The sequence below is a fragment of the Microbacterium yannicii genome, assembly GCF_024055635.1.
Classification (GTDB): Bacteria; Actinomycetota; Actinomycetes; order Actinomycetales; family Microbacteriaceae; genus Microbacterium; species Microbacterium yannicii.
In genome coordinates this window covers 1-12,293 of record NZ_JAMXMB010000040.1, presented here as the reverse complement: position 1 = coordinate 12,293, position 12,293 = coordinate 1, and the positions used below count along the sequence as shown (strand labels likewise).

Annotated in this window: 11 protein-coding genes; 3 read left to right on the top strand and 8 right to left on the bottom strand. The window is 71.7% G+C overall.

Annotation, left to right across the window (positions count from 1 at the left end; all coding sequences use genetic code 11):
- Positions 1-30 precede the first annotated feature (30 nt).
- Positions 31-531 (top strand): hypothetical protein, encoded by a 501-nt coding sequence (locus NCG93_RS17740; RefSeq protein ID WP_194413067.1) that lies wholly within the window; start codon positions 31-33, stop codon positions 529-531.
- A 200-nt stretch (positions 532-731) separates the two neighbouring features.
- Here NCG93_RS17740 and NCG93_RS17735 read toward each other — a convergent pair whose 3' ends face one another.
- The 5 genes from NCG93_RS17735 to NCG93_RS17715 all read right to left on the bottom strand — a co-directional run bounded on the left by NCG93_RS17735 (position 732) and on the right by NCG93_RS17715 (position 6,008).
- Positions 732-1,787 (bottom strand): alpha/beta hydrolase, encoded by a 1,056-nt coding sequence (locus tag NCG93_RS17735; protein WP_194413066.1) that lies wholly within the window; start codon positions 1,785-1,787, stop codon positions 732-734.
- A 194-nt stretch (positions 1,788-1,981) separates the two neighbouring features.
- Entirely contained in the window at positions 1,982-3,355 is a 1,374-nt protein-coding gene (locus NCG93_RS17730; RefSeq protein WP_194413065.1) for an FAD-dependent oxidoreductase, read from the bottom strand.
- A gap of 77 nt (positions 3,356-3,432) precedes the next feature.
- Positions 3,433-4,488: a polyprenyl synthetase family protein gene (locus NCG93_RS17725; RefSeq protein ID WP_194413064.1), complete on the bottom strand. Its 1,056-nt coding sequence runs from the start codon at positions 4,486-4,488 to the stop codon at positions 3,433-3,435.
- 55 nt (positions 4,489-4,543) lie between these two features.
- Positions 4,544-5,335: a bifunctional demethylmenaquinone methyltransferase/2-methoxy-6-polyprenyl-1,4-benzoquinol methylase UbiE gene (gene ubiE / locus NCG93_RS17720; protein ID WP_194413063.1), complete on the bottom strand. Its 792-nt coding sequence runs from the start codon at positions 5,333-5,335 to the stop codon at positions 4,544-4,546.
- Positions 5,336-5,345: 10 nt separating this feature from the next.
- The gene (locus tag NCG93_RS17715; RefSeq protein ID WP_194413062.1) at positions 5,346-6,008 is read right to left on the bottom strand and encodes a DUF402 domain-containing protein; all 663 of its coding nucleotides are present in this window, start codon (positions 6,006-6,008) and stop codon (positions 5,346-5,348) included.
- 22 nt (positions 6,009-6,030) lie between these two features.
- Here NCG93_RS17715 and NCG93_RS17710 point away from each other — a divergent pair, with 22 nt between their 5' ends.
- The gene (locus tag NCG93_RS17710; RefSeq protein WP_252787591.1) at positions 6,031-7,329 is read left to right on the top strand and encodes an isochorismate synthase; all 1,299 of its coding nucleotides are present in this window, start codon (positions 6,031-6,033) and stop codon (positions 7,327-7,329) included.
- Positions 7,326-8,567, top strand: coding sequence for a metal-dependent hydrolase family protein (locus NCG93_RS17705; protein WP_194413061.1), 1,242 nt, complete (start codon positions 7,326-7,328; stop codon positions 8,565-8,567). Before NCG93_RS17710 ends, NCG93_RS17705 begins: the two co-directional genes overlap by 4 nt.
- Positions 8,568-8,580: 13 nt before the next feature.
- Here NCG93_RS17705 and NCG93_RS17700 read toward each other — a convergent pair whose 3' ends face one another.
- Genes NCG93_RS17700 through NCG93_RS17690 form a run of 3 tightly spaced genes read right to left on the bottom strand, consistent with a single transcriptional unit; the run spans position 8,581 to position 12,223 of the window.
- Complete coding sequence (locus NCG93_RS17700; RefSeq protein ID WP_252787590.1) at positions 8,581-10,257, bottom strand: DUF885 domain-containing protein; 1,677 nt, start codon at positions 10,255-10,257, stop codon at positions 8,581-8,583.
- A gap of 56 nt (positions 10,258-10,313) precedes the next feature.
- The gene (locus NCG93_RS17695) at positions 10,314-11,153 is read right to left on the bottom strand and encodes an ABC transporter permease (protein ID WP_194413059.1); all 840 of its coding nucleotides are present in this window, start codon (positions 11,151-11,153) and stop codon (positions 10,314-10,316) included.
- Positions 11,150-12,223, bottom strand: a complete 1,074-nt coding sequence (locus NCG93_RS17690) for an ABC transporter ATP-binding protein (protein WP_194413058.1) — start codon at positions 12,221-12,223, stop codon at positions 11,150-11,152. The genes NCG93_RS17695 and NCG93_RS17690 overlap by 4 nt, the downstream gene beginning before the upstream one ends.
- Between the last annotated feature and the right edge of the window lie 70 nt (positions 12,224-12,293).

Sequence of the window (12,293 nt, the reverse complement as noted above, 5' to 3'; positions counted from 1 at the left end):
TCGGCGACACCGCCGCCCTACACTCGGGCCATGCGCTTTCTCCGGGCCGTGATGTCGGCCGTGGTCGCGACGCTGCCGGTGCTCGTCGTCCTGCTGATCCCGCCGCTCGTGCGCGGGGATGCCGGCACCGCGGCGTTCAGCGGCGTCGGCGGCACCCTGCTCAACGCGGCGTTCATCGCGGCGATCATCCTGATCCCGAGGGTGAACGGGTGGCTCGATCCCGAGGTGCCGGCCTGGACCGCGACCACCGCGATGGCGGCCGCCGCGCGGGTGTGGCGGGCGCGGATCTGGCGCGCGCTGCTCGCCGTGCTCGCGCTGCTGGCGATCTTCGCCGCCGGGCAGACGGCGGCCTACCTCCTCGGGCAGAACGCGCCCGCGCTGATCGACGGTGAGCTGATCTACAGCCGCTTCCTCGCCCAGGAGCTGCTGGTGTATGTCTTCGGCTACGTGCTCTCGCTCACGACGTACGTGCTGCTCATTCGCGTGCTTTCGCGCGGAACCCCACCGACCACCGCACCGAACAGACGATAAAAGGCCCCGGGTGCTGGGGACACCCGGGGCCTGTCGTCGTCTGCTCTCGCTACCAACCCCCCGGTCAGCGGCGCTGGACGACGGTTCGGGAAGGATTCTTGGGGAGGGCCTTCCCTGAGATGCTGGGGACATCTCCCTTAAAGGGTAACCCCGCTGTCTAGGAATGCGCTGTCCCCTCTTCGGGGGACAATTTCCGCCCGTCAGTCCGGTACGACGTACCCGCTCACCCAACGGTCCAGTGCATCGTACGCCGCCGTGCGGGCCCGGTCGCGCGAGAGGAAGACGTCGTGGATCGCGCCGCGGATGCGCGAGATCGTCACGAGTCCGCCGATGCGCGTCGCCGCGCGGGCGATGTCGTCGACGACCAGCACGGAGTCCGTCGACGTCATCGACGGGCGCCACGACAGCGGCGCGGTCGAGGCCTTCGACAGCAGCACCAGCGCGGGACAGCCGACGTCGACGCCGGCCGCCACACGGCGATGGCCCGCCATGACGGCCGACAGCCAGCCGGGGGCTGTGGGAAATCCCCGGTCGGGCCGCCAAACTGCGCGCTGCTCACCGTCCGGAAGGGTGCCGATTTCGCTTTGCGCGCGGCTGTAGAACCCGAAATCGACGGCCGGCTGCGTCCCGCGCGGGTCCAGTCGGGCCCTCATGTCGACGAGCGGCGCGAGCGCCTGACGACCGAGGGGGCCTAGCTGCAGTTCGAGCCACGGACTGTTGAGCACGAGCGCGTCTGCGCGGCCGCGATGACGGTCTGCCCACAGCGTGAGAGTGAGGCCGCCGGTCGAGTGCCCCATCAGCACGAGCCGGCGGCCGTTCCGCGCCCCCAGCCTGTCCGGTTTCAACACGCCGTGCGCCCGGCGTCCCTTTCCGGTCGCCGCCGGGTGGTGCCCCATCGCCTGGAGAGCCGCCTCGATGTCGACGTCGTAGTCCTCGAGCGAGTCGATGTAGCCCGGGGACTGCCCCTCGCGCAGACTGCGTCCGTAGCGGCGCAGGTCGAGCGCGTAGAACCGGGCGCCCCGCTGCGTCCAGAACCGCGCCAGGTCGCGCTGGAAGAAGTAGTCCGACCAGCCGTGCACGTAGAGCACGTCGACGTCGCGCAGCGGCGCGAACGGGATCGCGAGCGGGTGAGGGATGCTGCGCACCAGAGTGGCGACGAGATCGCCGTGCTCGCCGCTCACGCCGAGCGGCAGCGTCAGCTGCTCGAACGGCTCCCCGAGGATGTCGGGTGCCCACGCCGCAGTCGTCCCGGCCATGGCCTCAGCCTAGGGTGCGGTGCGCTTCGACAGGCTCAGCGACCGGGGCTGCGGCTCGCTACCGGGGCTCCGGCTCAGCGACCGGGGCTCCGGCTCAGCGACCGGGGCTCCGGCTCGCTACCGGGCGGGGCTCCGGCTCAGCGACCGGGGCTGCGGCTCGCTAGCGGGGCTCCGGCTCAGCGACCGGAGGGTTCTCACTCGCCGCGGGAGATCGTCACCATCTCATCGCGCGGCACGACCTTCACACGGGCCCGCTCATGCGGCGCTCCGAGCGCCACCTCGTGCTCGTCGAGGCGGTGCCAGCCTTCCAGGTCGGTCCACGCCACGCCGCGCGACGCCAGCAGCTCGGGGATCGACTCCTCCGACGGGTCCGCCGGCTGCCACCACGTGCCCTGGTCGTTGATGAGATGGCGGATCGTCTCCATCGCATCCGACTTCGTGTGACCGATCAGGCCCACGGGCCCCCGTTTGATCCACCCGGTCGCGTACACACCGTTGACGCGCTGGTTCGAGTCCTTGCTCAGGACCTGGCCCTCGCGGTTGGGGATGACGCCGTGGCGCTTGTCGAAGGGCACGCCCGGCAGCGGTGAGCCGAAGTAGCCGACGGCCCGGTAGAGGGCCTGGATCGGCACCTCGCGCAGCTCGCCGGTGCCGACGACACCGCCTTCCCCGTCGGGGCGCGTGCGCTCGTAGACGAGCGCGGACACCCCGCCCTCGGCATCCTTCTTCACTTCGACGGGCTTCGCGTAGAAATGCAGGTGCAGGCGGCGCGATGCCGTGCCGCCGGCGTTGTTGACCGAGTCGCGCTTGCGCCAGGACTGGAGCACGCGGTCGATGACCATGACCTGCTTGTTGCTCGCGATGGCGGCTCGCGCGGCGTCGTCGTAGTCGAAGTCCTCGTCGTAGACGACCATGTCGACATCGCGCAGCTCGCCGAGCTCACGCAGTTCGAGCGGCGTGAACTTCACGTTCGCCGGCCCGCGCCGTCCGAACACGTGCACGTCGGTCACCTGCGACGCCACCAGACCCTCGTAGACGTTGTCGGGGATCTCGGTGGGAAGCAGATCTTCGGCGTGCTTGGCCAGCATCCGCGACACATCGAGGGCCACGTTGCCGTTGCCGAGCACCGCGACGGATGCCGCATCCAGCGGCCATTCGCGCGGCACGTCGGGATGCCCGTCGAACCAGCTCACGAAGTCGGCGGCGCCGTACGAGCCGGCGGCGTCGATGCCGGGGATGTCGAGGTCGGTGTCGCGGATGGCACCGGTGGCGAAGATGACGGCGTGGTAGTGGTGCTTCAGGTCGTCGAGGGTGATGTCCTCGCCGAACCGGACGTTGCCGAAGATGCGGATGTCCCCGCGGTCCAGCACCTCGCGGAGCGCCGTGATGATGCCCTTGATGCGCGGATGGTCGGGCGCGACGCCGTAGCGCACCAGCCCGTATGGGGCGGGGAGCTGCTCGAACAGGTCGATCGACACGTCGAACTTGCGCTCGGCCTTGAGCAGGATGTCGGCGGCGTAGATGCCTGCCGGTCCTGCACCGACGATCGCCAGCCGGAGCTTGGTCATGGGGGTCCTTTCGGGAACTCGGCTCGTCGCATTCCCCGGTCGTTGAGCGAGCGAAGCGAGACGAAACGCGGGAACGTCTAACTGGAGCGGTCGGCGACGGCCTGCGCGAATCGGGTGAGCGCCTCGCGCACCGCGCCGTCCGGGAGGGGTTCGAGGGCGTCGATCGCCTGGCTCGACCAGGCGTGCGCGAGATCGCGGGTCGCCTCGGTCGCCTCATGATCGCGCAGCCGCGCGAGTGGCTCGTCGAGGATCGAGGGATCGGCGCCGTCGGCGATGCGTGCGACGCCGTCGTCGATCCTCTCGCGCAGCTCGATCGATGCGTCGTCCTTCCGCTCGCCCAGCACCAGATACGGCATGGTGGGCACGCCGGCACGCAGGTCGGTGCCCGGCACCTTGCCGGTCTCGTCGGGGTCGGCGGACAGATCGATCACGTCATCGAGAAGCTGGAACGCGACACCGGCCTTCTCGCCGAACGTCACCATCGGCTCCTCGAACTCCCTCGGCCCGTTCGAGAAGATCACGCCTGACTGCGCCGCGGCTGCGATGAGGGAGCCGGTCTTGTCGGAGAGCACGTTCAGATAGAACTCGACGCGGTCGTCGGACTCGGACGGGCCGACGGTCTCGTGCATCTGACCGAGCACGAGCCGCTCGAACGTGTCGGCCTGCAGCCGGATGGCGCGCTCGCCGTGGCGGGCCATGATCTGGCTCGCCCGCGAGAACAGCAGGTCGCCGGTCAGGATCGCAACGTTGTTGCCCCACACCGCGTGGGCGCTGGGCACGCCGCGGCGCTTGTCCGCCGCATCCATCACGTCGTCGTGGTACAGGGATCCGAGATGGGTCATCTCCAGCGCCGTCGCGGCCTGGATGACCTCGTCGGTCGCGCCGTCGCCGAGCTGCGCCGTCAGCAGCGCGAGCATCGGCCGAACGCGCTTGCCGCCCGCGTCGTAGAGATAGCGGCTGGTGGCGTCCGCTAGGGCGTCCGCCACCCGCAGTTCGCGCTCGAGCGCACTGTCGACCCGCTTCAGGCCTGCCTCGACAGTCTTGAGCAGGCTGCGCGATCGCGCTCCGGCGAAGATGCGGTCGGTCAGGCCCAGCTTGCCCGCGATATGGGAGCCTGGCGCTGTCGGTGTCACACGCCCAGCCTACCGGGGGTGCGTTTCGTCGCGGTCCAGCCGGCGTCGATCGGCACTAGGCCAGGGGTTTCCCCGCGCCGCCCGCCTTCGCCGCTGCGTCTCGAGGCTTCGTCGCCCGATGCAGCGCGACGATGCCCATGGAGAGGTTGCGGTGGGCGACCTCCGTCCAGCCGGCCTCGCGGATCCACGCCGCCAGCGTGCGCTGGTCGGGCCAGTCGCGGATCGACTCGTTGAGGTAGTCGTACGCGTCGGCGTTCGAACTCATCGTCTTCGCGACGACCGGCAGCACGCGGCCGTTGTAGAAGCGGTACAGCCCGTTGAAGACCTTCGACGGCGGCTGAGAGAACTCGCAGATCACGAGCCGCCCGCCGGGCTTCGTCACGCGCAGCAGCTCACGCAGCGCCTTCTTGGGCTCGTTGACGTTGCGCAGCCCGAACGACATCGTGACGGTGTCGAACTCGTCGTTCCCGAAGGGCAAGGCTGTCGCGTCGGCCTGCACGAACGAGAGATTCCGGATGCCGCCTCCCGGCGCGCTGCGGCCGTGCCGGCGCTCCCCCTCGGCGATCATGCCGGGCGAGAAGTCCGCAGCGACCACCTCTGCGCCGCGGCCGGCGAGCGCGACGCTCGAGGCGCCGGTGCCCGCGGCCAGATCGAGGATGCGCTGACCGCGCCGGGGGTCGACCGCCCGTGTGGTCGCAGCCCGCCAGAACCGGTCGTTGCCCATGCTCAGCACGGTGTTGGTGCGGTCGTAGCCGGCAGCGACCTGATCGAACATGCCGCTCACGCGGGACGGATCCTTGTGCAGGTCGGCCCGGTTCGGCTCGTGATCAGAGGGGTGGGATGCCACGGGTTCGAGTCTAGGCCGCGCTGCCGGGCCGGGCGGGGTCGGCGGCCGCGCCCGCGGCCGCAGCATCGGCAGCGGCGGGGAACGACACGGGCGGCGGCGGGGCGACCCCGTCGTAGGCGGCGAGTCGGGCGAGCCAGGCGTTCGGCGTCGCGTCGTCGAACGGCGCCTCCGCGGCGGCCACGCGGCGCTCGAGGTCGAGGGCGAGCGCGTCGAGCCGCTCCACCACGTCGATCGGGTAGCCGTAGGCGACCCGGTGCTCGTCCCACTCGTCGCGATCGTCGATGAACAGCCCGCGTCCGTCTATCGCCTTCACGACGTCGAGGTCCATGTCGATGCCGCGCGGCTCGCGGTTCTCCCAGTGGACGTCCCAGGCGATGTCGATGTAGATGCGCACGCGCCGCGGCGATCCGTGGACGGTCATGGCGTAGTCGCCGCTCGGCGGGAGCAGCGTGACGTTCGGGCCGTCGGCGACGAACTCGAGCCCGGGCCGCACGTTGCGCCAGCCGTCCGGCTGTCCGATCCAGTCGCCCCAGCGGTCGCTGCCGAGGTAGATGCCGTCGTTGACCCAGTGGTCGCCGCCGTCCCACTTCGTCCAGCGGAACTGCAGCGGAGCGCCCGGCGCGGGGCGCTCGGCGGGGACGGAGCTGTGCTGTGCGTCGGCGTCGGCAGTCACCCCGCGAGTCTAGGCTGGAGGGGTGACATCTGCGCATCGCCCGCCCCAGCTGGTGGTCGAGACCCGCGAGATCGAGCACGTCGACGACCTCCTGGCCTACGCCTCTCCCGACGAGCCCCTCGCGTGGCTGCGTCGGGGGGACGGCATCGTCGGCATCGGCGAGGTCGGCGGCTACCAGCGCGGACCGCACAGCGCCCCGGGGATCGACTCGGCCGCGGTGCCCAGCGCCGCCGACACCTGGCGCGGCATCGCGGCGACGGCCCAGGTCGACGACCCGCTCGGCCTGCCCGGCACGGGCCTCGTGGCGTTCGGCACTCTCGTCTTCGACCGGCGGTCGTCGGGCACCAGCCGCCTCATCGTGCCGCAGGCCGTCGTCGGGCGGCACCGCGGACGGTCGTGGATCACGCGGATCCGGCAGACCTCCACGGACCTCACCGACCCCGTGGTCGAGCCGAGGCCTTACGGACCGCACTGGTCGGGAACCCTCGGCCCCGGCACTCTCGACCCGGCGGGCTATCAGGCAGCGGTGCGGCAGGCGGTCGACGCCATCGTCGCCGGTGAGCTCGAGAAGGTCGTGCTGGCGCGCGACCTGGTCGGCACCGTGCCGGCGGGCGCCGATCTGCGCCGCCTCGTCCGCGCCCTGTCGCACGACTACCCCGACACGTGGACGTTCGCCGTGGACGGTCTCATCGGGGCGAGTCCCGAGACCCTCGTCACCGCCTCACGCGGCGTCGTGACGGCCCGCGTGCTCGCAGGGACGATCCCGCGAGGAACCGACGCGCACGACGACGCCGGAGCATCCAGCTCCCTCGCCCACAGCTCCAAGGACCTCGAAGAGCACCGCTTCGCCGTGCAGAGCGTGCTCGAGACCCTCCGGCCGCACGTCAGCCATCTGCGCGCCGACCCCGAGCCCTTCACGCTCAAGCTGCCGAATCTCTGGCATCTCGCAACCGATGTCGCCGGCGACCTCGCCGACCACGCGTCGGCGCTCGATCTCGTGGCCGCGCTGCACCCGACCGCGGCCGTGGCGGGCACGCCGCGGGATGCCGCGCTCGACCTGATCCAGCGACTCGAGCCGTTCGATCGCGGCCGCTATGCCGGGCCGGTCGGCTGGATCGACGGCGAGGGCAACGGCGAATGGGCGATCGCGCTGCGGTGCGCGCAGATCGGCGCGGAGCCGGCGCGCCGTTTCGCCGCCTACAGCGACACGATCCCCGTCGTGGCGCACGCCGGCGCCGGCATCGTCGCGCAGAGCAACCCCGAGGCGGAGCTGCTCGAGACGCGCGTGAAGTTCCGTCCCATCGTGGATGCGCTGGCGTGAGCGCACCCGCTTCGCTGCCGACCCGCGGGAACGCGGTGCTGACGAATCTGCGCCTCGTCGACGGCGTCACGCCGGAGCCGCAGGACGGCCTCGCGCTGGTGATCGAGGACGGTCTGATCGCGGACGTAGCGGCCGCGGCATTCGTCCCCGCCTCCGTCGCGTCCGTCGACATGGGCGGCGCCTTCGTGATGCCCGGCCTCGTCAACATGCACAACCACTTCTCGCTCTCGCTGCCCGGGCCGGGCGGCGACGCGGTGAGTGCGCTGGGGCCGCACGATCTGGCGCTGTACATGGCGGATGCCGCGCGGCGGACGCTGCTCGCGGGCGTGACGACGGTGCGCAGCGTGGCCGAGAAGGCCGGAGCGGACTTCGCGCTGCGGCGGGCGATCGAGGCCGGACAGGTGCCCGGACCGCGGATCCGCACGGCAGGCCGCGCGCTGTGCTGCACCGGCGGCCACGGCCACGACACCGACGACACGATCGAGTGCGACGGAGCCGACGCGTTCGCGCGCGGCGTGCGCAGCCAGGTCGCGCTGGGCGCCGACCTCATCAAGCTGATGATCTCGGGCGGCATCGCCGGCGAGCACGAGCAGATCTCGACGGCCCAGCTGACCCGCGACGAGATGAGCGCCGCCATCACGACGGCGCACGCTTGGGGCCGAAAGGTCACCGCCCATGCCGGTCCGTCGGCGGTCATCGCGGAGGCCGTCGCGCTCGGCCTCGACTGCGTCGAACACGGCTATGCGCTCACCCCGGAGGTCGCGCGGCTCATGGCTGAGCACGGCACAGCACTCGTGCCGACGCTGGTGGTGACGCGGGCGCAGGCGTTCTTCGACGACCTGGGCGTGCCGCCATGGATGCAGCAGCGCTCGCTCGGGGCCGCCGAGCGGCACCTGGAGTCGTTCCGTCACGCCCTCGACGCGGGCGTCGAGGTGCTGCTGGGCAGCGACATGCCGCCCTACTGGGCGTTCGAGGGCACCAGCGCCATCGTGCGCGAGCTCGAGCACATGCAGGCCGGCGGTCTCTCGGCCACGGAGGTCATCCGTGCTGCGACGGCAGGGCCGGCGCGCTGGCTGGGCGACGAGGAGCGGTACGGGATGCTGCGCCCCGGCCTCTCCGCCGACCTCATCGCAATGCGAGAAGACCCCACGGCGAGCGTCGGGGCGCTCCGCACGCTCGACTTCGTCATGGCCTCGGGCGTGATAGTCCGCGATGACCGCGACGGTCGCAGCGCGTAGCCGAGCCCCGGGACTAGCGGGCTGCGCTCACCGGCGCTGCCAGCAGCTCGCGCAGCGGGTCGAGTCCCATCGGCCCGAGGGCGAGCGCGTCGCGATGGAAGGCGCGGAGTGAGAAGTCGGCACCCTCGGCGGCTTCGCGCGCGGCCCGCGCTTCCAGCCAGAGGCGCGCCCCGATCTTGAACGCGAGGGCCTGGCCCGGCCAGCCCAGGTACCGGTCGACCTCGAAACCGGCGAGAGAGGGCTCGACCAGCGCGAAGTCGACGAGCATGCGGCGGGCGAGCTCCGGCGTCCACTCCCCCTCGCTCACCAGGGTGTTCGCGGGGATGGCACGACCGGTGTGCAGTCCGATGTCGGCGACGATGCGCACCGACCGCCAGATCTGTCCGAGGAGCAGCCCGAGGCGCTCGGCGGTGTCGCGGATGAGACCGAGCTCGTCGGCGAGCTGCTCGGCGTAGTGCGCCCATCCCTCGGCATAGCCGTGGATGTGGCACAGGTGCCGCTGCCAGGGGTGCAGCTGCGGATAGGCGGCGGTGAGCGCGAACTGGAGATGATGGCCGGGGACGCCCTCGTGGTGGACGCTCGTCACCTCCTGCCAGGTGGCCGCGACCGGAACGCCGCTCGGAATCGTCCACACCACCCGCCCGGGCGTCGATCCGTCCGGCGCGCCGGGCGTGTAGTAGACCACGCCCGATGCCGCCTCCGACACGAGGCACTCCACATTGCCCACCGACGCGGGCAGGTCGAAGGCCGGCTCCACGGCGTCGATGGTCTCGGCGACGCGCGTGGTCAGCCATGTGCGGATCGCGTCGACACCGTCCAGCCGGTACCGCGGGTCGGCATCGAGAACGGATGCCGCGGACCGCACCGGGTCGTCCCCCGTGCCGCCGAGCTCGCGCGCGAGGGCACGCGCCTCGCCGGTCAGGCGCTCCAGCTCCGCCCAGCCGAACGCGTAGGTCTCGCCGACGTCGATGCGGGCTCCGAGCATGCCGGCGGACAGGTCCGCGTAGACATCCTCGCCGACGCCGTCGGCCGCCGGCGCCACCGGGCGCAGCTCGACGCGCAGCACGTCGACGAGCTCGGCGAGCGCGGTCGCAGTCTCATCGGCCGCCGCCCGCACGCGGGCCGCGTCCGTCGCGCTGGCGCCGTCGGCGAGCGGAACGGATCCGAACCAGTCCGACGCGATCCAGCCGTCGATCTGACCGGCGAGCGTGTCCAGCTGACGGACGGGCGCGACGCCGGTGCCCGTGAAGCGATCGGCGTGGTCGCGCGACCAGCGCAGGGCCCGTTCGTATTCGCGGACCGCGGCCGGCGCCGCCTCCAGACCCTCGAGGAGCGCCCGGCCGGCGGCATCCGGAGTCACCGTCAGTCCCTCGAATGAGGAGCGCACCAGGTGCACCGGCGTCGCGAGGCCGGCGACCAGGCGCGGCGTGAAGCCCGTGTCGAACAGCGTCCGCTCGCGCTCGAGCCGCTCCCCCAGCGCGGCGCGCAGGGTCTCGTCGCCGGGACCGGCCGATCGCAGCGCCGCGAGCGTCTCGCCCTGCAGCTCGTACTTGCGCACCAGCCATTCGGGTGAGAGGTCGGGCAGCGGCGGGCCCGCGGTGCCGATCGCCATCGCGGCGTCGGGCTCGTGGGCGGCGAGTTCACGGACGTAGGCGTCGGCGGCGAGGCGGACCGGATCGGGAGTGCTCACCCGCTCCACCCTAGGCGCGACGATCCCGGGGCGGCCGTCCCGGGATCGTCCCGGCATCACACCGAGCGCTGGTAGGCGCGGATCGACCGGACCGCCCAGAGGAAGGCGAGCGCAGCGAGCACCGCCAGTCCTCCCGCCTGCCACCAGCCCGCGGCCGGATATTCGCCGGTGAGACCGCCGCGGCCGAGCTCCACGGCCCAGTTCATGGGGTTCCAGCGCGCGACGTCCTGCACCCACACCGGCATGAGGTCGGCGGGCATCATCGTCGTCGACAGGAACGTCGCCGGCAGCACGATGAGCTGCGACAGGCTGATCAGCGCGATCTGACTGCGCGAGATCAGGGCCACGGCCGTCGAGGCGCAGCAGAAGATCGTCGCCAGCAGGGTCGCGACGCCGAGCGTGATCAGCATGCCGCCGAGGCCGCCTGAGTATCGGGCGCCGGCGAGCCAGCCGATGCCGAGGACCACCAGCGACTGCGCGAGGTTGATGATCAGCTGCTGGGCGAGCTGGCCGCTGATGATGGCCGACCGGTGCACCGGCGACGTCAGGTATTGGTCCATGACGCCGGAGCCGATGTCGTCGATGTAGCCCGTTCCCGCCCACGCGCCGGAGTAGAGCACCGTCATCATGAGGATGCCCGGCACCAGGTAGTCGATGTATCCCCCGGCTCCCGTGGCAGCGCTGAACTGGGGCAGGTCGCCGAGCGTCGAGAACACGGCGCCGAACAGCACGATCCAGATGACCGGCTGGATGAGCGACATCACCGGCCCCCACGCCTGGCGCAGCGACGAGATGAGCCAGCGGCGCAGCACCTGTGCGGCCTGCGTGAACCACCCGGCACGACCGACACGGGTGTGGCGGGCCTCGTGGTGGGTGAGAGCGAGTGCGGTGCTCATGCGGCGACTCCCGTCGTGTCGGCGTCCGTGCGGGACGCGGTGTTCCCGCTGGTGGTCGGGTCGAACGTGTGGCCGACGAAGTGGAGGTACACGTCGTCGAGGGTGGGATGGGATGCCGCGACCTGCCCGTAGCGGATGCCCGCGGCATCCAGAGCCACGATGACGGCCCCGACAGCTGCAGAGGCATCGTCGGTGCGGGCGGCGAGCACACCGTCGACACCGCTCGCCTCGATCACGACGTCGCGGAGGCTCGGCACGCGCCCGATCGCGGCGCGCACGGCGGCGGGGTCGGGTTCGACCAGCGAGACGCGCACCGAGTCGCCGTGCAGCGCGGCCTTGAGCTCGGCGGGTGTGCCCTGCACGACCGCCCGGCCCCGATTGACCAGGAGCAGGTCGTCGGCCAGGCGGTCGGCCTCCTCCATGTAGTGGGTCGTCAGTACGACGGTGAGCGGCTGCCGGCCCTCGCGGGCTGCCGGCTCCTGCCCCGCGAGCCGCCGGATCTCGGCCCACATCGTGGCGCGAGCCTCCGGGTCGAGGCCCGTCGTGGGCTCGTCGAGGAAAAGCACGCGCGGACGGTGCACCAGCGCCGCAGCCACGTCGAGCCGGCGGCGCATGCCGCCCGAGAACGCGCCGACGGGGCGGCGGGATGCCTCGGCCAGGCCGAACTCGTCGAGCAGGCGCACGGCCCAGGCGCGGGCATCGCGCGGCGACACGCCGCGCAGCCGGCCGGCGATCTCGAGGTTCTCACGCGCGGTCAGCACGGGGTCGGTGCTCGAGCCCTGCGAGACGTAGCCGATCGCGGCGCGTACGGCGGCGGGGTCGGTCGACACGTCGTGGCCGGAAACGGACGCCGTGCCGCTCGTCGGGCGTGACAGCGTCGTGAGGATCTTTGTCGTGGTGGACTTGCCGGCGCCGTTCGGACCGAGAAGGCCGAAGACGCGTCCGGCGCCGACCGAGAATCCGAGACCATCCAGCGCGCGGACAGCGGGTCTGCGGCCGCGGCCCGGATAGACCTTGACGAGATCGCGGGCGACGATGGCGGTGCCGCGGTCGGTGGAGTTTTCAGGCATGGCGAAGCATCCCTTCCTTTGAATGTGGTTGCGGCTTCCCGGTCGTTGAGCGAGCGAGGAACGAGCGAGA